Source organism: Paenibacillus sp. FSL K6-0276 (assembly GCF_037977235.1).
Taxonomy (GTDB): domain Bacteria; phylum Bacillota; class Bacilli; order Paenibacillales; family Paenibacillaceae; genus Paenibacillus_AQ.
Window position 1 is genome coordinate 3,551,409 of the sequence record NZ_CP150276.1, and the last position, 17,859, is coordinate 3,569,267.

17 protein-coding genes and 1 pseudogene are annotated in these 17,859 nt (G+C 40.0%); 7 read left to right on the forward strand and 11 right to left on the reverse strand.

Features of this window, described 5'->3' with window-relative positions:
• Positions 1-34 precede the first annotated feature (34 nt).
• On the reverse strand, positions 35-877 hold the full coding sequence (locus MHH52_RS16770) for a tyrosine-type recombinase/integrase (protein ID WP_340003688.1): 843 nt from the start codon (positions 875-877) through the stop codon (positions 35-37).
• Between the two features lie 284 nt (positions 878-1,161).
• Between MHH52_RS16770 and MHH52_RS16775 the strand changes: the two genes are divergently transcribed.
• The gene (locus MHH52_RS16775; protein WP_340003689.1) at positions 1,162-1,974 is read left to right on the forward strand and encodes a class I SAM-dependent methyltransferase; all 813 of its coding nucleotides are present in this window, start codon (positions 1,162-1,164) and stop codon (positions 1,972-1,974) included.
• Between the two features lie 341 nt (positions 1,975-2,315).
• On the opposite strand, the gene MHH52_RS16780 is transcribed toward MHH52_RS16775, so the two are convergent.
• From MHH52_RS16780 to MHH52_RS16790, 3 genes are all read right to left on the reverse strand, one after another.
• Entirely contained in the window at positions 2,316-2,774 is a 459-nt protein-coding gene (locus tag MHH52_RS16780; protein WP_340003690.1) for a hypothetical protein, read from the reverse strand.
• Positions 2,775-2,839: 65 nt separating this feature from the next.
• The gene (locus tag MHH52_RS16785; RefSeq protein WP_340003691.1) at positions 2,840-3,298 is read right to left on the reverse strand and encodes a helix-turn-helix domain-containing protein; all 459 of its coding nucleotides are present in this window, start codon (positions 3,296-3,298) and stop codon (positions 2,840-2,842) included.
• A gap of 807 nt (positions 3,299-4,105) precedes the next feature.
• Positions 4,106-4,492: a hypothetical protein gene (locus MHH52_RS16790; protein WP_340003692.1), complete on the reverse strand. Its 387-nt coding sequence runs from the start codon at positions 4,490-4,492 to the stop codon at positions 4,106-4,108.
• 311 nt (positions 4,493-4,803) lie between these two features.
• Here MHH52_RS16790 and MHH52_RS16795 point away from each other — a divergent pair, with 311 nt between their 5' ends.
• Both MHH52_RS16795 and MHH52_RS16800 read left to right on the forward strand, forming a co-directional pair.
• Entirely contained in the window at positions 4,804-5,277 is a 474-nt protein-coding gene (locus tag MHH52_RS16795) for a transposase (protein ID WP_340003693.1), read from the forward strand.
• Positions 5,278-5,315: 38 nt separating this feature from the next.
• Positions 5,316-5,678: a hypothetical protein gene (locus MHH52_RS16800; RefSeq protein ID WP_340003694.1), complete on the forward strand. Its 363-nt coding sequence runs from the start codon at positions 5,316-5,318 to the stop codon at positions 5,676-5,678.
• Between the two features lie 142 nt (positions 5,679-5,820).
• On the opposite strand, the gene MHH52_RS16805 is transcribed toward MHH52_RS16800, so the two are convergent.
• From MHH52_RS16805 to MHH52_RS16815, 3 genes are all read right to left on the reverse strand, one after another.
• Positions 5,821-6,009, reverse strand: a complete 189-nt coding sequence (locus MHH52_RS16805) for an alpha/beta hydrolase (RefSeq protein WP_053781983.1) — start codon at positions 6,007-6,009, stop codon at positions 5,821-5,823.
• 226 nt (positions 6,010-6,235) lie between these two features.
• Positions 6,236-6,826 carry a YdeI/OmpD-associated family protein gene (locus MHH52_RS16810; RefSeq protein WP_340003695.1) on the reverse strand — a complete coding sequence of 197 codons (591 nt, stop codon included), beginning with the start codon at positions 6,824-6,826 and terminating at the stop codon, positions 6,236-6,238.
• A complete protein-coding gene (locus tag MHH52_RS16815) occupies positions 6,802-7,743 on the reverse strand; it encodes an alpha/beta hydrolase (protein WP_339248231.1) in 942 nt (313 codons plus the stop codon). Before MHH52_RS16815 ends, MHH52_RS16810 begins: the two co-directional genes overlap by 25 nt.
• A 98-nt stretch (positions 7,744-7,841) precedes the next feature.
• Here MHH52_RS16815 and MHH52_RS16820 point away from each other — a divergent pair, with 98 nt between their 5' ends.
• Positions 7,842-8,753, forward strand: coding sequence for a YafY family protein (locus tag MHH52_RS16820; RefSeq protein ID WP_340003696.1), 912 nt, complete (start codon positions 7,842-7,844; stop codon positions 8,751-8,753).
• 346 nt (positions 8,754-9,099) lie between these two features.
• Positions 9,100-10,309 (forward strand): annotated as a pseudogene (locus MHH52_RS16825) (IS110 family transposase).
• 215 nt (positions 10,310-10,524) lie between these two features.
• Here MHH52_RS16825 and MHH52_RS16830 read toward each other — a convergent pair.
• Both MHH52_RS16830 and MHH52_RS16835 read right to left on the reverse strand, forming a co-directional pair.
• On the reverse strand, positions 10,525-11,463 hold the full coding sequence (locus tag MHH52_RS16830) for a phosphotransferase (RefSeq protein WP_340003697.1): 939 nt from the start codon (positions 11,461-11,463) through the stop codon (positions 10,525-10,527).
• 500 nt (positions 11,464-11,963) lie between these two features.
• Positions 11,964-12,860 carry an AraC family transcriptional regulator gene (locus MHH52_RS16835; RefSeq protein WP_340003698.1) on the reverse strand — a complete coding sequence of 299 codons (897 nt, stop codon included), beginning with the start codon at positions 12,858-12,860 and terminating at the stop codon, positions 11,964-11,966.
• An 821-nt stretch (positions 12,861-13,681) separates the two neighbouring features.
• On the opposite strand from MHH52_RS16835, the gene MHH52_RS16840 reads away from it, so the two are divergent.
• The gene (locus tag MHH52_RS16840; RefSeq protein WP_209445887.1) at positions 13,682-14,437 is read left to right on the forward strand and encodes a VCBS repeat-containing protein; all 756 of its coding nucleotides are present in this window, start codon (positions 13,682-13,684) and stop codon (positions 14,435-14,437) included.
• Positions 14,438-14,814: 377 nt separating this feature from the next.
• Here the strand turns inward: MHH52_RS16840 and MHH52_RS16845 are convergent, their stop codons facing one another.
• On the reverse strand, positions 14,815-15,549 hold the full coding sequence (locus tag MHH52_RS16845; RefSeq protein ID WP_340003699.1) for a creatininase family protein: 735 nt from the start codon (positions 15,547-15,549) through the stop codon (positions 14,815-14,817).
• Positions 15,550-16,293: 744 nt separating this feature from the next.
• Positions 16,294-16,902, reverse strand: a complete 609-nt coding sequence (locus MHH52_RS16850; RefSeq protein ID WP_340003700.1) for a TetR/AcrR family transcriptional regulator — start codon at positions 16,900-16,902, stop codon at positions 16,294-16,296.
• A gap of 142 nt (positions 16,903-17,044) precedes the next feature.
• Between MHH52_RS16850 and MHH52_RS16855 the strand changes: the two genes are divergently transcribed.
• Complete coding sequence (locus MHH52_RS16855) at positions 17,045-17,737, forward strand: DUF1295 domain-containing protein (protein WP_340003701.1); 693 nt, start codon at positions 17,045-17,047, stop codon at positions 17,735-17,737.
• Positions 17,738-17,859: the final 122 nt, after the last annotated feature.

Genomic DNA, 17,859 nt, shown 5'->3' on the forward strand with positions numbered 1-17,859 from the left:
CAGATTTCTAAAAGGGATCTGCCGCTATTATATGCTAAAAAAATCGTCGATACATTTCTCTCCTGCGTTCGCCACGAAGTTGTGCGTATATTTGCGTGGTTGAGGCTTTCTCATGACCCAACATACCTTGGATGAAATCCAAGGGAGCACCGTTATCAAGGAGTTGGCAAGCATAGGTATGTCGAAAGCGATGCGGATAAACATTCGTTTCAATCTCTCCTCGATCTGCAAGCCGTTTTAATGCCCACCTTATTGTAGGAATAGCCATGCGTTTAGTTGGGTTGGTATCCGTTACGAATAAGGCTTTACAGGTATCTCCACGACTGGTCAGGTACTTCCTTAACCATACTTTGCACTCTATCGTAAAGTACACTTCTCTCTGCTTGGAGCCCTTACCGTTTACGACTATAGAGCAGTTTTCCCAGTTGAGATCCTCGATGTTTATCCTCTCTACTTCCCCGACTCGACAGCCAGTACAATAGAGAAGCTCAAGCAGCGCTCTTTCTCTTAATGATTGGCAGGAGATCTTAAGATGAATAACATCTTCCTCGACTAAAAACTTAGGAATTCGCTTGTCCAATTTGGGTTCTCTTAGTTTTAAAGAAGGATTTGAAGTCAGGTAAGTCTCTTCATACGCATAGCGAAATAGGGATCGGACGAAACGAATTCGATGCCCTAGGCTGCTTGGCTTCAAACGTTCTGCTTGTTTCGCCAAATATTGCTTCAGCATTGGCAATGTAATCTCCGCTATCTCGGGATCACCTAGTTCCGTCATTAGCATTTTGTTTTGGAGGACGTAGGCGTTCAATGTTCTCGGACTATATCCTTGAATTCGTTTATCAGCCTCATATAGATGCCACAACTCACTTAACTTCATAATAAAACCTCCCCTTAGAAGCTATTACAACTAGGTTTGCTTCTAAAGAGAGGTTTTAATCTTCTAACCTGCTTGAGCTAGCGTGTCCCGTTAGCGCAATGAGTCTGCGAGATCAAAATGATGCTGGATGGAAGATTTTAGGTGGATGTATTCATAGAAAAATGGTACATTATTTTGGGATCAATAGCGCAGCCTGTTCGTGATCGATATGCGTTATTGGGATAACGCGCAAGTCGGGATATACGTATAAACTCATATTATTTATATTGGGGGATGGCACCGGTATGGACAAGAATTCTGGTTACAGAACAAACGTTATAGGCGCTGGCGAGGTTGGCGTCGCTTTCTCGGTCGACATGGACAAGAATGTTATTCATGAAACAAACAGCTTATTTTGGGATACAAAAGGAAATGATATTTTAGGAGCAACCGCACTTCCTTTATATGGAGCATTTGTCTCAGAAGAAAAATGCCAACTTTTTGGCGATGTTTCAGGAAAAAAGATGCTGGAGATAGGCTGTGGAAGCGGTCAATCTTTGCAATATCACGGGGAACGCAAAGCATCTGAACTATGGGGTATGGATCTATCAGAAAACCAAATCGAAAAGACAAGGCAATATTTGACAGCGTGCGGTCTTTCAGCAAAATTAATCTGTTCTCCCATGGAAGAAAAATGTGGCATACCAGAGGATTATTTTGACTTCGTTTATTCGATTTATGCCATAGGCTGGACCACCGACCTTGAGGGTACTTTTTGCAGGATTGCTTCTTACCTAAAAAAAGACGGCGTATTTATTTTCAGTTGGTCTCACCCTATACACAAATGTGTTGTTGCAGAAAATGATATGCTTGTTTTTAAAAAATGTTATTTCGATGAATCTTGGTATTCGGTATCTCTTGACGAAAGTACGCTAACACTATCGGACCGTAAACTATCAACTTATGTGAATGCGCTCTCAAAAGCGGGTTTTGTCATTGAAGAAATGATTGAGCAATCTGATGATGAAATTATGCAATCGCGAGACGATAACGACGATTTTGCAATAAAAGCAAAGATGCTTCCTGTAACTTTTGTAATCAAAGCAAGAAAACTATAGTAATCAGATAGGTTAATCATGACTAGCAAATTATTAATATATCGCCATTCAAATTCAACATTTCCCATAGTTCTATCTCATCTTGATTTGAGCATCCAATCGAGATATCATAAAGCTCATTGATTTTCTTAATAACCATTAGTAGAAGGTAGTTGAAGATAACTGCCTTTTTATTAATGTTTCTCCTTTTTCAGCACTATACAATCGTATTACTGATAATTTTGAAGAAACCATGGTCAAGACCCTTCAAACGAATACAAAAAAGCCGCCACTATGGCGACTTCTTATGTGTGTATGTTCTTGTCCTCTGACAGTTGTCATATTCAAAATCCCGTGTAGCATCAACTAGCGTTATTTAATGAATTTTTTTCTCTTAAATCTTCGAAATTCCTCTTATCCAATTTATAATCATCTTCCTTTATGAGACCAGCTTTATATTGAGCATCTAAAAACCGTAGCTCTTCACTCCAAATTTTGTCGCTCAACTGAAAGTGTTTTTCACACTGCTCTGCTGTTAAGTCATCCAGAATTTTCGGTTCTTTATTTGGATCTTTTGTATTATCAACGAGAATTCCATAATCTAGTTCTAATTTCTCTAATTGTTTATGCAGTTCGTCTAATTGGTTTCTTTGTTTCATTAGCGAATCCACTTTTGTGCTTGTAATACTTGGATTAATTGATTTGAGATACGTTAGCTCCTCTTTGGAGAATTCAGGTTTTGTACTTGTATTTGCAAATGTATAAGTTGAAAATCCCATTGCCATAACGATAGCTAGTGTTGTGATGGTCACTTTTTTCATATTACTCAATTCCTTCCATTGTTTGATATCAGAGTTTGCTATGAATCCAATAATTTTCAGTAAGTCTACTCCAACGATTTTATCAGTTCCGTAAATCTTTTTTCGATTTCATCCAATTCAAATGAACTACATATTCTACCGTTCTCTTTATCTAGCATTCTATAATGTTGAAAAAGAACATTTTGTTGTATTTTATAACCATTTAACTCTCTTATTTGTCGCCACCATACTTTCCCTCCTAGAGTCTTGGGGGGACTATTAGTGTAATGTGTAAAAGCGACTGTCTTGATAATTTCGTTAACATCATCCCCAAACGTCATCTGGATAATCTCGCTATGTTCAAAAAGCGTTGCGACACAAACTGCACCTGCCCATGTGAGGGTGCTTCTACCTTTTTCGATTTCTACTAATGTTTTCTTTGATAAACCGATAATTTCAGACATTTTGTCCTGTGATAAATCGTTTTCAATACGGATGAGCTTTATTTTAGCATTTACCAGTTTAATAAACTCTTTTTTATCCAAATAATCTCCTCCCTCTTGTTGTAGTGTAATAATACACCTATATGGAGATTTAGTCAATAATAGTGTAATAGTTCTGTGTCATATTTCAATTTATTGCATCAATTGTTTCACTATGTATCATGTTATTGCCTATTATGGTGTTATCTATTTTAATAGCTCTTACAGTTTGGGATTGGTGATCCATACCGACAAGATATGAAGTCAATAGTTTACCAATGAAACTATACTGACCCCAATAATAGAAACAGCGCAGCCTTGGATGGGAAAAAAAATCCTAGACTGCCACTGTTTTATTGAGCTATCTTGCAACGCTTTGATCTACCTCATACAAGGTCGTACTCAGTGCCTGAATAAATGGCGTACATTCCCCTGTCGTATAAAGCAAAAGCCGATGCATTGCGCACGTACATGCAGTATAAAAGAGCTTACGTTCGCTTTCCCGATTGTATACTTGATGGAGTCTTACCGTTGTGAACTTCAATTTAACAGCTCATCTAGGGAGTTCGTCAGGAAAATGCGGATTTACAACGTTAAGGAAATTCCAAGTTAAAAAGCCTTATCAGATTCTAAAATCATATTTCTCTCTATAACCACTCTACCTCATAACAGCCAATAGCTTTATTGTGTTATATAACTGGCGCGACGGAAGTTACTTACGATACAACTCCTACAGAAATACTTATAAAACCAAAAACACCAGTTCATTCTGGTTGATCCTTTTTTTCATTGTTCAAAGAACGTATAGTTTTAGACTGCCTTTGCTTTATTGAACTAACGTGTCCCGTTAGCTTGAATATATTCATTGAATTATTCATCCTTTTCTGTGAGGAAAAAGGACTTTCTAACAAAAAACGTATAAATTAATACAATTACTGACCAACTGACATTCCCTATGAATGGTTGTTGATTATGCGATGATAATAGATTATAACTTATTAAACCGAATCCAAATGAGTAAATAATCATTAACCAAAATCCCCATTTTTTTAAACCCATATAACCATAGATGAGGATAAGGGAAGCAACAGCCAATATAACCCTAAATAATTGTTCTGGAAAGTTTGGTAAACCAAACCTATAGGCTATGCCAAATTCATCTGCATCTGCATTAAAGAATATTGCTGTGAAAATTAATACTAATGCACCAATTATGTAAAAACAACTAATTAAAGTCACTCCTAAAGGTCTTTTCACTTTTTTACCTCCTCTACTCAGATTTCATTTCATTTAAGCCCTTATTCCGCAATCCTGCCCTTTCGTATTATGAGATCAACCAGTTCTTTCTGGTTGATCCTTTTTTCATTTGCATAGAGGATTAAGGTAGCCTGGTCGAACGTACCTGCCCGTGGGACTTGATCCCGAGAGCTATAATGTTCACCCCTACTTGTCATGACCATGATTGAGGCTGGTTGGGACGTAAGATCCCGTATAACAAGCGATGCTATGGAGCGACAAGAAGAACCTTAGGGGATGCCGGTGAATCTAAACTTATAGGGAGAGATAAAATGAATCCAGTTATCGGTCTAGATATTTCTAAAGAAGAAAGCCATGGACAAGCCTTTCTAGAGCGCGGAAAGCCATTCCAAGGGACATTCCACTTCGAGCACACTCGAGATGGTTTAGCAAATCTACTTCAAGTTTTATCAGAAGTTGAATTTGCATCTAAACAACGCCCTTTGCTTATTCTAGAAGCAACCGGTCATTATCAAAGTCCCATTGTTCAGTTCCTAGAGGAACATCAATATATTTATATTGTTATTAATCCGCTCATCTCAAATCGGCTTAGGAAGTCACAACTTCGTAAAGTAAAGACGGATGCTGCTGACGCTTACCTATTGGGAGAGCTGTACTACAAAGAAGAGTTTGAACCTTATAAAAAAGAGGTGTGCAACTTCTCAATCTGCGCTATCTTACAAGACAATATGAATCTCTTTCAAAGATGTGTGTACAGACTAAACTACAATTCCAAGCTGTTTTAGATCAGGTTTTCCCTGCATACAAAGGTGTCTTTGGAGCTATGTATTCCGGTATTTCATTACGGTTTTTAAGTGAATTTCCAACCGCCTATTCAGTATTGCAGACGGATGAAAACACACTCAAATCTAAGATGAAAGAACTACTTTCTTCAAAACGGGGGCGTTCAGAGGACTGGATTAACCAACGGGTGCAACGGCCGCTAGATGCGGCAAAACAAAACCTATTTCAGCAAACCATGTATGCAAGCCACTTAATCAATTTGAAAGTCCTTATTACCCTCATTCTTCAGTACCAAGAGCATCTTACTGGATTGGAACAGAACATAGAGCGATGCTTTTCTCTCCGCCTGTTCAATTATTGCAGTATTTCTGCTTTGTTAGTTATACGCCTTTTCCTTGCGTGAAGTAAAAAACAAACGGCACGGGGCTTTCCCATGCCGTTTTGAATTCCATTTTTATTCCCGTTCTTACCTTTGAGCTTAACTTAATGACATTGCCTGTTTGGGTGTCCTTATTGTTTTTCTAAGTTTTGCTTGCTAAGCGACTCTATTCAGCATCATTCTGCTCTTCCAGCCATCTCAAAATCGCTTGGTTTGTTTCTTCCGGCTTTTCTTGCTGGATCCAATGACCGCAATCCAGATTGACCACTTCCGCATTAGGCACGAACTTTGTCAGGTTTTCAGACCTCTGGACCGTATCCCGGTCACCATAGATCATGAGGGTCGGCTGTACCATAAAAATGAAGGGGGTTGCGATTTTGGATGAGCTGTTTCATCCCTTCTTCATTTAGCGATTTGATTTATGCCTCGCATTTAAAACGTTCTGACTTTTGATGAGAATTAAACCCTAAATGATTGAGAAATACAGTAGCTCCTCTCTCCTAAAGATCAGGGAAACAATAGACCCAGATTTATGCAGTACCAAAAATCCTTTTAACGATTCTTTTGTTATTTATATTTCCTTATTCTGTAATATTTTTTTTGCAATGTTGAAATTTTAGCCCTTCTTCAGATGAAGCGATCAATATTCCAAGCCTTCTTAATCGTGTTTCTTCTTTCTTGGCGCTCATTACCCACCAGATAGAATCTCTTTTATAGGATGGTGATAAATTAGTGAAGAATAGCCAGGCTGTTTGATTTGCCTTGATTTGTTCTTCATATTCTTTGGCAAGTTCCACGTTTCTTTGTTCAGAGGAATAGCCTTGTGCATCGGTTCTGTTGTTAAAGACGTGCATTCCTTCTGGTCTCATCTTTCCAAGCTGTATTAGTGCTTTTACCTTCTTTACGTTCACAGCACTCCATACACTATTTACTTTGCGCGGAGTAAAGCGAATCTTATAGCTTTGTTTATCAATGGTTTTTCGTATACCGTCAATCCACCCAAAACAAAGAGCGGCATCTACTGATGCAGACCAAGTAAGGCTTGCACGCCCTGTACTTATCCCAAAATAGCCCACCCAAATTTCACTAGCTTCAGCATGATGTTCTTCTAACCAATCGTTAAACTCTTCTTGGTTGTTGAAAAAAACTACATCTCCCATTGTTCCAGCCATTTTAAAATCGCTTGGTTTGTTTCTTCCGGCTTTTCTTCCTGGATCCAATGACCGCAATTCAGATTGACCACTTCCACATTGGGCACGAACTTCGTTAGTTTTTCAAACTTCGGGATCACATCCCGGTCGCCATAGATCATAAGTGCAGGCTGTTGGATGATTGGGTTCACGTCCGCCAATAAGCGCCAGTTGCGGTCAAGGTTCCTGTACCAATTTATACTTGCCGTGAAGCCTGATGATTTGAAGGCGGAGACGAAAACGGCCAGTTCGCTGTCGCTCATTATGGGTTCGCCGAGTGGTGTTTCTGCTCTGGCAAGATTAATCATCGCCATACCTGGCTGAGGCGCTCTGGGTGGCTCGTTCTTCCGGTAAATGTTGCGAAGGAACTGGAATGTATTTTCTTCTAATACGGCGTCTGCGATACCCGGCTGTCGATTGAAGTGGACAAAATAGTAGTCGCCGCCAAGTATTTCTTCCATGAACTCGATCCAGGGTCTTTCTCCGCGCTCTTGGTAAGGCATGCTCAGATTTATCACTTTATTTACACGGTTTGGATGCAATAAGGTCAGCCACCAAACGATCATTGCACCCCAATCATGACCGACAAAGGTGGCATCTTCGTATTCGTAGTGATCGAGAAGTGCGATGAGATCACCCGACAAGTGTTCAATGTCATAGTCTGTTACTACGCTCGGACGGGATGAGTTGCCATAACCCCGCTGGTTTGGGACGATGACATGGTAGCCCGCTGCGACAAGGGCGGGCACCTGATGGCGCCAAGAAAAGGCATGCTCTGGCCAGCCATGACAGAGTACAATAGGTTTTCCTAAATTTTGTCGGCCTGCTTCAAAGACTTCGAGTTCCACACCGTTGACTGAAATAAGGGTGGGCTTGGGAAAATCGGTTGGATTAAACATTGCAATTCCTCCTTCTTGTGATACATGTAGTATAATGGACAAAAGGTGACATCTTAGTGTCACCATTTTGAAATCATGTAGAAAAAAAGAGGGCAATTATGGACAAAGTGGAGAGACTCATTTCGATTATCATGATATTGCTGAGAAAAGAGATTATATCTACAAAGGAATTCTCACAACTATTCAATGTTTCCAAAAGAACGATCCTTCGCGATATGGAAACACTGAGCTTATCGAACATCCCGATCTACTCTATCAATGGGGTCAAAGGCGGGTACGGCATAATGGATGAATACAAGGTGGATAAACGCCTTTTAAGCAGCTCCGATTTACAGAATATATTAGCTGCGCTCGGCGGATTGGAACAAATCCTCCTTACTGAAGAAGTTGAAAGAACGATAAAAAAAATAGAGGCAATGGTTAGTCCTTTGTCTCTGAATCGTTCCATTCAACTGTCGTTTTATGAATGGGAAGGTCGGTCCGAGATTCTTGAAACCTTAAAGACATGTCAAACATCCATTTTAAAGAAAAGGCTGGTTTCGTTTGATTATACAGATAAAGACGGGGCTGTAACGAATAGAATGATCGAGCCCTATGAGCTGCATTTTAGGGAATCAAGTTGGTACTTGAAAGGATTCTGTTTACATCGACAGGGATATCGAACTTTCAAGTTATCTCGGATCGATCATATTACTATGGATGAACGCGCGTTTCATCCTAGAGACGATTGGTCAGAGCAAGTACACGAAGCAAATTATCTACCTGAATTCGTCACGATTAAGGCATGGATATCGCCTAGCATAAAAGATCAAATCATCGAAAGGTATGGTCGAAGAAGTATTGAAGACCATAGTTCTGGATTTTTATTAGCAACCATTTATGTCCCACAAAATCGTATGGGATTTCAACTTTTAGCAAGCTTCGGCACTCATCTAAAAGTTGTAGAGCCCAAAACCTATGTTGAAGACTTTCGAAATTATTTATATCAAATGATGGAGAACTATTCCTGATAGATTTAGCATTAAAGCTTCAACCTTCAACTCAACTTTTCGCCGTCACTTATGGTAAGGTTCCCCGCGTTTGATCTTTAACTCTCCTGCCCGTTCGTATTATGAGATCAACCAGTTCTTTCTGGTTGATCCTTTTTTCATTTGCATAGAGGATTAAAGTAGCCTGGTCGAACGTACCTGCCCGTGGGACTTGATCCCGAGAGCTATAATGTTCACCCCTACTTGTCATGACCATGATTGAGGCTGGTTGGGACGTAAGATCCCGTATAACAAGCGATGCTATGGAGCGACAAGAAGATCAACCTTAGGGGATGCCGGTGAATCTACACTTACAAGGGGAGATGAAATGAATCCAGTTATCGGTCTAGATATTTCTAAAGAAGAAAGCCATGGACAAGCCTTTCTAGAGCGCGAAAAGCCATTCCAAGGGATATTCCACTTCGAGCACACTCGAGATGGTTTAGCAAATTTCCTTCAAGTTTTAACAGAAGTTGAATTTGCATCTCAACAACGTCCTTTGCTTATTCTAGAAGCAACCGGTCATTATCAAAGTCCCGTTGTTCAGTTCCTAGAGGAACATCATTATATTTATATTGTTATTAATCCGCTCATCTCAAATCGGCTTAGGAAGTCTCAACTTCGTAAAGTAAAGACGGATGCTGCTGACGCTTACCTATTGGGAGAGCTGTACTACAAAGAAGAATTTGAACCGTTTAAGAAAAGAGGTGTGCAACTTCTCAATCTGCGCTATCTTACAAGACAATATGAGTCTCTCTTTCAAAGATGTGTGTACAGACTAAACTACAATTCCAAGCTGTTTTAGATCAGGTTTTCCCTGCTTACAAAGGTGTCTTTGGAGCTATGTATTCCGGTATTTCATTACAGTTTTTAAGTGAATTCCCAACCTCATATTCAGTATTACAGACGGATGAAAACACACTCAAATCTAAGATGAAAGAACTGCTTTCTTCAAAACGGGGGCGTTCAGAGGACTGGATTAACCAACGGGTGCAACGGCTGCTAGTTGCGGCAAAACAAAACCCATTTCAGCAAACATGTATGCAAGCCACTTAATCAATTTGAAAGTCCTTATTACCCTCATTCTTCAGTACCAAGAGCATCTTACTGGATTGGAACAGAACATAGATGCTCTGGCTGAAGACATTGAAGAATATGAATTAATTCAGTCGATTTCTGGTATTGGGCATAAAATTGCGGCAACAATTTTATCTGAAATTGGAGAAGTCGACCGATTTGATCATCCTAAAAAGCTAGTCGCCTTTGCAGGCATTGATCCAAGTGTCTTTGCTTCAGGTAAGTTTACAGCAACTCGAAATCGAATCACGAAACGTGGTTCCAGGCAGTTGCGTTACGCGCTGGTTTTGGCTGTCCAATGCGGATTAATTCGCGCTCGTAATATACGAATCAAAGAATTCTACAATCGTAAGAGAGCCAAAGGAAAACCACATAAAGTGGCTCTAGTCGCATGTGCCAATAAATTGGTGCATTGGCTATATGCCATCATGAAAAACAAAAAAACATTCCGGATTGCTTAATACGAAACCAATGGTATAACCTTCCAAATACAATACAATTGGGGGGTTATTTGGCTTACCTACTTTTAAATATAACATATGATTGGGCTTTACTTTACTGGTAATCTTGACAAGCTATTAGCTGGTATAGTTGAATGAAGGTAGCGGATCGCATTGACTGACGAGCTGCCTTATCGTGTTTATTGAGCTAGCGTGTCCCGTTAGCTTAGCGAAGTTCACACCACCATGTCCAAGTATTTCTTTAAGTCATCTTTGGCGTGTGAATTACTAGTCCAAGCTCCTAAATTCCAACTCATATATCTAAGTCCTAGGTAGCGAGAGGCGATTGCATACATTTGATTGAAATGAACATCAGGAAATTCTATGCTTTTAGCAGCCAATAACCCTCTATATTCCTCAATTTGTTCCGAGGTACCACAACGCAGAGGGATATCTAGAAATAAAGAGCCATATCTTGCTTCTTCCCAATCAATAAAGATTACATCAGTATTGTTCTGTACCAACACATTTCCTGGATTAAGGTCGTTATGAATTAATGTTCGGCTGTTCTCATCATTTATTACGTATTGTATATCCTCGAATATCGTATTAGCCACAGCTTCCACTAAGGGTATGTATTCCCCGAAGACGTCTATAAACTGTTCGTTCCCCTTAGCTGCTTGCCATTGAGGTTTCCACCGCTCGTATATCATCTTTTCAATATGGAAGCTGTCTACTTCAGGTAACCATGAAAGTTCTTTCCTTTGACCAAAGTTAGAGATGTGAATGTGCGATAGGGCATTCGTTTCACTTTTCTGAAGCAACCTAATATTTATGTTTCTATAGTCCGTTTGATAATCAACATCCTGTATACAAATAAGAGACCTCTCATCTACTTCAGAACCATATGACAAAGAAAAAGGCGCACTTACTTTTTGTGAGTAAAGCCTTGTCAGTACCTGCCGTTCTATCCTGGTTGCATGTTTTGAAACAAGAGACAACTTCGATGTTTCGTCAAGTATCTTTATTAGTACACTATGGCGCATTAACTCAACTGCTTGTATGCCCATATTAATAGGCGTGCTTTCAATGCTTAAAACTTCTGCTTTAGGATCTATAAATTTTTTTACAGTCCCTTGTACCAATTTTAGGAGATTATTATTTATTAACGTCAAGTCACTCACCTAATCCTATGATATTTTACCGAATTATACCATAATTCTAAGCTTCAGTATGAGAAGAGTTTTAGACCGTTTGTTCCACTAAACTGCCAGTTAGCGCAGCAAGGCTGCCAATCGTGCTGGCAGCCTTGTTATAGTTGAACCATCGTGTCCCGTTAGCGTAATCATGTGTCGCTTATCGGTACATTTGAACAAACCACATCTTAAAACCGTGCTTTTCGTAGAAACCAACGATTTTCTGCCATTGCTTACTCGCGGAATACACTGTGGAACGAGTAATACCACTGTTTTCAGCGGTTTGGAGCAGTTTAACAACCATCGCATGACCCACATAAAAATGGATACTTATGGTCCTTTTTTACGTTATACTGCCCTTTAAGCAGTTAAGTACCAAAATTTCGCCCTACTTGTGGTATGGTTCTCCACGCTGTCTGTAACGGCAAGTTTTAAAGCCATCCCTTTTGGGATGGCTTTAATTGAGCTCTATGCACCAGCTACACTTTACGTACTGCAAACCATAGTTCGATATAGTTGAGGCCGTCTTTCACGCCGTTCATTTCGAACTCTGTCCCGTCCACTTGCTCATAGCCGGACGTCGGGAGCCATTCCGTGTAAAAGCGTTTGTATAGCGTTTCGATCGTCTTGCCGAACTGATCCCAAGGATGCGGCTCTGACGGGAAAATCGCCCATGTATGTGCCGGAATATTTACCGAGGTGTACCCTTCTGTGTTGCTACCATCGTCTTTGAAGGCGCACAACATGTACGGGAATGTGTCCGGTCCGGTTTTCCGGTAGCTGCATACCGCATGTACTGGATACAAATCCTGGCAGACGAACGCTGGCAAATCGCCTGCACACGCTTCAAGCCGCTTCACGTCGCCGTTCGCATGGCTCTGCTCCCACAGCTTCGCTGGTGTCTGCGGTGCTTCCCCGCCCCCATCGACGCGGAATATACCCTCAATGCCGAACACTTCAAAACTTTCTTTCGTTTCAATTCGATAATTCATTGCCTCTGCCCCTTTGATTGTGATAAGGAAGGATAGACGGGGGTAGGCTTTAAGAGCAATCCCCTCCTGGCGGGCCATGGCTGGCGTGATCCCGTGTAGCGCATGGAACGCCCGCGCGAAAGAGACTGGTGATTCATATCCGTACTTCAGTGCTACATCGATCACCTTCTCCGTTCCACTATGCTGTAGCTCCAGCGCGGCAAGCGTCAGTCGTCTCCTCCGAATGTACTCCGCCAGTGTCACGTCCGTTATGAACGAGAACATCCGTTGGAACTGATACGACGAACAGCAGGCCATGTGGGCAACTTCCCTCAACTCGATCTCCCCAGTCAGGTTTGCCTCAATATAGTCTATCGCCCGATTCATCCGCTCCAACCACTCCATCTTAGTCCCCCCTCTCGAATTAAAGTATAGGCGAGGCAGTAAATAGCTTCGCAACATTTTGTGCCCAATGTAGTTGCTTCTCCTTTAATGTGTCGTGGTATCCTGCCCACTAGCTTAAAGCCGATTCAAATAAATTTTGGTACATATATCATATTCTTGACTCAGTAGAAAACCCCTTTTCGAGGGGTCATTTTCTTTTTCAGGAGGGATGCAAGAATGAGGAAAGTACCGTCAGAAGCGCATTCGCTGCCAGCATCGACACTTCTGACACTTTTCTTTCCCAGCCCTGGGGTACCACCTCCGGTTCACCATCCCCTCTTCTTTCCGTGGGGTGTGACGGGGATGTTTCACTAAAAACACGATAACCTTATGAACCTTTCTAGCTTCTCCTTGCCCCGAAACATACACACAGATATTTAAACCCATGCCCCGCAAGGAATTCCGCAAAAAAACTTGCCCTTATTTATGGTACGGTTCTCCGTAATTAATCTTCAACTAAACTGCCCGTTAGCCATCCATGCATCCTCTGCAATGCACCACAGAGCATGAAAGTTGACCCGTTCTTTCATGGTAGTTGAACAAATAAAAAACGGCTGCCGAAGCTACCGCTATTCCACTAACGTGTCCCGTTAGCCATCCATGTCGCTCACGCGACACCACAGATTATGGAAGTAATTGCGTTCTTCCATGGGAGTTTAATAAACTACGCTGCTCAATAATGAATTTTCATTTCCTACATGGGCATCTACACAATCATATAGTCATTAACCTACATATTTGTAGGCATAGGGTATTCGACTTATGATAAGGGGATGTTTAATTTGTACAAACAAATTCAAAAGCATTCGTATGGTAACTATACTCATTTAAGAAAAATATCTTTGCTTGATATGAAACAAGGCGATGTAAATGGGGACGGAATAATTGATAACGTGTATTTATATGGAAATAAATCCAATGGAATCTTTGCAGATAATATTACGCTTATTATTCAAGATGGACATTCTAATCAAAGTACAACGGTAAATCTTCAAAACAATGCGGGATATAGTGCTAGGCTATTCCTTGGGGATTTTTCTAAGGATAATGTACAGGACATTTTAGTAAGTATTGATTCTGGAGGAAGCGGCGGATATGGTATTTTTTATATTTATTCCTTCAAGAATAACATTCTACATGAAATGTTTGATGTTGAAAAATATAATAAAGAGTATAAGTTCAATGTAAATTATGAAGATTTTTACAAAGTGAGCGTAGGAAGTCCTCATCTTGACGTGTTGTTTACAATAGACATTAGTAATAAAGGCTATGACTACTTATCACAATATTACAACGAAAATGGTAAACTTAAGCAACCAATCAAAGGTGAGGTTCTTGCTTTAGGTGCATTATATCCCATAGTTACAAACGAAAAAAGTATGGGTTATGATTTACTTGCTATTCAACGTATTATTGGTACTTCTAACTCCGATACATTAGGGTATGTCGAAAACCTAATGACTTGGAATGGCACTCAATTTACATCCTTACGATTGTCTGTAGCTATACTTGGTACGAGGTTAATCAGCCTTTACTGATCATTTCTGTAATGGTATTCAGAGAGGCATTAGCCGCTCACATTCGTCCAATCCATCAAATTCATTCCTATGTATCAATAGACTTTTTCCTTAAACTAAACTGCCCGTTAGTTGAATAAAGGCAGCTGATCGCGTTGACTGACCGGCTGCCTTATCGTGTTTATTGAGCTATCGTTCTCCGTTAGTGATGCACGCATTGCAAGAACATCAATGAAGCACAGAGGATGAAAATTATTTCGTTCTTTCATGGTAGTTTAATGGAACATCATATTTCTTTTTCCAATTATCGGGTTACCTAGTTGTGGTCCATATAAAGCTATAGTTCCCGAGGGAGTTTAGTTTGGTAATCACTGGTAGTCTTCTTATTCCCCAAAACATTATTTAAACGCTACATCCCTAAAAGTGTCAGCTACCGCCTCCACAGTGCTGTTCCAGAGCTTCTCACCTAGTTCCTCTGTTGCTTGAGTTGGGTCACCAATAACACCTGTTTTAGAGTATTTAGAAAAATCCAGATTAGGGTCTGCCCAATCCGGCTCTTCACTGTAAGGGTTATAAATTTTGTCTTCCCTTACAGTTTCTTTTCTCTTAAACAATGCCAGCGAAGTGGTAAAACTATCAGCATGCCCTCCAGGTAAATTTGGGTCTCCATATTTGCACCAGACATCGTAAAACGGATAGTGCGGAATTTCAGCAACCGAACCCCCTTTAAAATCGTTATTAAACCTCTCTGCAACATTGTTTAAATGGTGACCTCCGCAACCTCGGAAAATCACAATTTTCCTAAATCCTTGCTGAGCAAGTGACTTTAATACAGAATAAATCAAACCTTCATATACATCCTGCGGAATATCTATAAAGCCATAACCGTAATTTCTGTGTTCTGGTGTTGGACCATACGGAATAGTGGGAACAACCAGATATTTCGCACCATATTTTTCGTTAGCTCTTACTGCAGCAGAAATTGATAATTCGGATGCAAGCCATGTATCAAAATCAACACTTGTATGTGGACCTTGTTGTTCAGTACATCCAGTAGGAAGAACTGCCATGTAACCTTCATCAATCTTTTCTTTTATTTCTAAATATGTAAGTTTTCCATACTCAAAAGTCATCTAAATTCCTCCAATTTAAGGGTTCTCCTTTAAAAACGCAGGGCACAATTACCAATTTGCTTAATATCTAGTATTCTCCTTCCTATTGAGCATAACTACCCGCATCACAGAATGTCGCACCCTATATGGGTAGCACTCTTGGGAGATTAGTCCTTTTTTTGTTGTTGCACCAGCGGAGCTTAAGTAGGGTAAGACGAAGAATTAATCACTCGGACTCCCAGTCAATAGGTCTATTTCATCAATATCTATATTTTCATTAGAAATCACAAATCCCCCTATTGTCTTTATGTTCACATTACTTCTAGTTAACCATGGGAAGTTTTATTATATAAGGTAAATATCAGGTATAACTAAACTATCCTGCCCATTAGCTTAATAAAATGAGCAGATTGCCGCAGCCTGCTCATCAGTGATTATCATCAAACTATCGTTTTCCCGTTAGCCATCCATGTCGCTCACGCGACACCACAGATTATGGAAGTAATTGCGTTCTTCCATGGGAGTTCAATAACATCTACAGAATTACAGCATGGTAAGAACAGCTCTGTTTCAGTCCTTTCTTTAAAATGATAAAGAGCAACCTGTTTTTTAGACAAGTCACTCTTTAAATTATAAATTAATCTATCTTTTTGTTTGTTAAATTAGATCTCCACTCTCATATAAATGAATTCCGATCTCAGATGAGTGTCATTACAAATTAACCAAAATTAAAAATTAAAATCAAGCTATTTTTCAAATCAATAATTACCTCTTTTCTATTTTAGCATCCCGCATATCCCCCATAAGACCTTTGAAGAAAAATTGAATAAAGCGTTCTTCGGAAATAACAGCATGATCGGAACGGCCAGTCTCTTGGAATTGGTTCATCGCTTTCTGGTACATGTTGAAATAAAAGAGCAGTTCGTCTTCCCTCAAGCCCTCAGCCATATACTGCTCTTCCTGCCCACGCTGAACAAGCTTCAACAGAAACGGAATGAACTTCATCTCCAGAAACCGATCCACTCTCTCCTGCATCGCAACAATATCAGCAGATTGCTTCATGCAGTCATTAATGACCTTAATAAATTTCATTTCCTCCATCATTACCGTATACATGAGCTTTGGGTAAGGCATCTGGTCTTCTAATAAATGCTCATATCTCTTCAGCTGTTCCTCCATCATTTCGCCGATAGCTTCAAATAACAGCTCGTCCTTGCTACCGAAATAATTATAAATGGATACTTGAGATACTTTTGCTTCCTTGGCTATTTCTTTAATCGTTGCTGTATGAAACCTGTCATGGTTCAGCTTCTCTTTCGTTATGGCTAATATAAGCTGTTTCTTCTGTTCCGTTCGTCTCTCAAATCCGTTCAATTGCGATCACCCCTACTATCCAACTTTAATTTTTAACGATCGCGATGTCAAATTTCAAAATTATATAGCGAATCAAATAAAGTTGAGCTATAATAAGTTTTGAAATATCATATAATATAATTTCATAACTAGGAGGCGCAACATGAAAACTCTGTACAATCAAAACACGGGCTATTGGTACCCTCGCCTTACCTTATTCACGCTGGAGACGATTATTTTGGCAATTTCCGGCTGGCTGCTTTTTTTTGATGGCGTGGAGGTTTTAAATGCTGTATTTCATTGGAACTTAACGAATGGTGACTCAGGACGGAATTTTCTTCTATTCATCCTTATTTTAATCGTTTTCGTTCGGATGAAATTTACGATGTTTTTTCTTTTAAGAAGACCTATGTCATGGCAGGAGGCGTTTAGTGTTCCGACGGCTTTTTCGTTGTATTATATCGTTATTCCTCTTCTCAGCTTGACCCATAACAAGCCGTTGAATGGATGGGACATTGTATTTGTCGTCATCTTCATCATAGGTTCACTCCTAAATTCGCATGCCGAATGGCTTCGTCATCAATGGAAACAAAATCCTGAACATAAAGGAAAACTGTACACAGGCGGCTACTTCCGCTATTCGATCCATATTAATTATTTCGGCGATGTGTTATGGGTGCTTGCGATGGCACTCGTCGCATGGAACGCTTGGGCATTGCTCGTGCCACTATGGTTGTTCTGTTTCTTCGCGTTCTACAATATTCCAATGCTGGATAAGCACCTTGCTGAGAAATATGGCGATGATTTCGAGCGTTACCGTAAAAAAACAAACACATTTATTCCTTACTTATATTAACTGTATAAATAAAATAAGACCATATAGGATGCCAACAGTAGATGATTCTTGTATTGAACGAGGGCGCTCTCTCGATCTCTGATTGAAATCATCGCTTTTTTGAAATATTTCTTGTTCTTTAT

Bases quoted from the DNA above. Each gene is read 5' to 3' on its own strand.
- MHH52_RS16770 (WP_340003688.1), bottom strand. From the start codon at position 877: ATGAAGTTAAGTGAGTTGTGGCATCTATATGAGGCTGATAAACGAATT.
- MHH52_RS16775 (WP_340003689.1), top strand. From the start codon at position 1,162: ATGGACAAGAATTCTGGTTACAGAACAAACGTTATAGGCGCTGGCGAG.
- MHH52_RS16780 (WP_340003690.1), bottom strand. From the start codon at position 2,774: ATGAAAAAAGTGACCATCACAACACTAGCTATCGTTATGGCAATGGGA.
- MHH52_RS16795 (WP_340003693.1), top strand. From the start codon at position 4,804: ATGAATCCAGTTATCGGTCTAGATATTTCTAAAGAAGAAAGCCATGGA.
- MHH52_RS16800 (WP_340003694.1), top strand. From the start codon at position 5,316: ATGTATTCCGGTATTTCATTACGGTTTTTAAGTGAATTTCCAACCGCC.
- MHH52_RS16805 (WP_053781983.1), bottom strand. From the start codon at position 6,009: ATGGTACAGCCGACCCTCATGATCTATGGTGACCGGGATACGGTCCAG.
- MHH52_RS16810 (WP_340003695.1), bottom strand. From the start codon at position 6,826: ATGGCTGGAACAATGGGAGATGTAGTTTTTTTCAACAACCAAGAAGAG.
- MHH52_RS16815 (WP_339248231.1), bottom strand. From the start codon at position 7,743: ATGTTTAATCCAACCGATTTTCCCAAGCCCACCCTTATTTCAGTCAAC.
- MHH52_RS16820 (WP_340003696.1), top strand. From the start codon at position 7,842: ATGGACAAAGTGGAGAGACTCATTTCGATTATCATGATATTGCTGAGA.
- MHH52_RS16835 (WP_340003698.1), bottom strand. From the start codon at position 12,860: ATGGAGTGGTTGGAGCGGATGAATCGGGCGATAGACTATATTGAGGCA.
- MHH52_RS16845 (WP_340003699.1), bottom strand. From the start codon at position 15,549: ATGACTTTTGAGTATGGAAAACTTACATATTTAGAAATAAAAGAAAAG.
- MHH52_RS16855 (WP_340003701.1), top strand. From the start codon at position 17,045: ATGAAAACTCTGTACAATCAAAACACGGGCTATTGGTACCCTCGCCTT.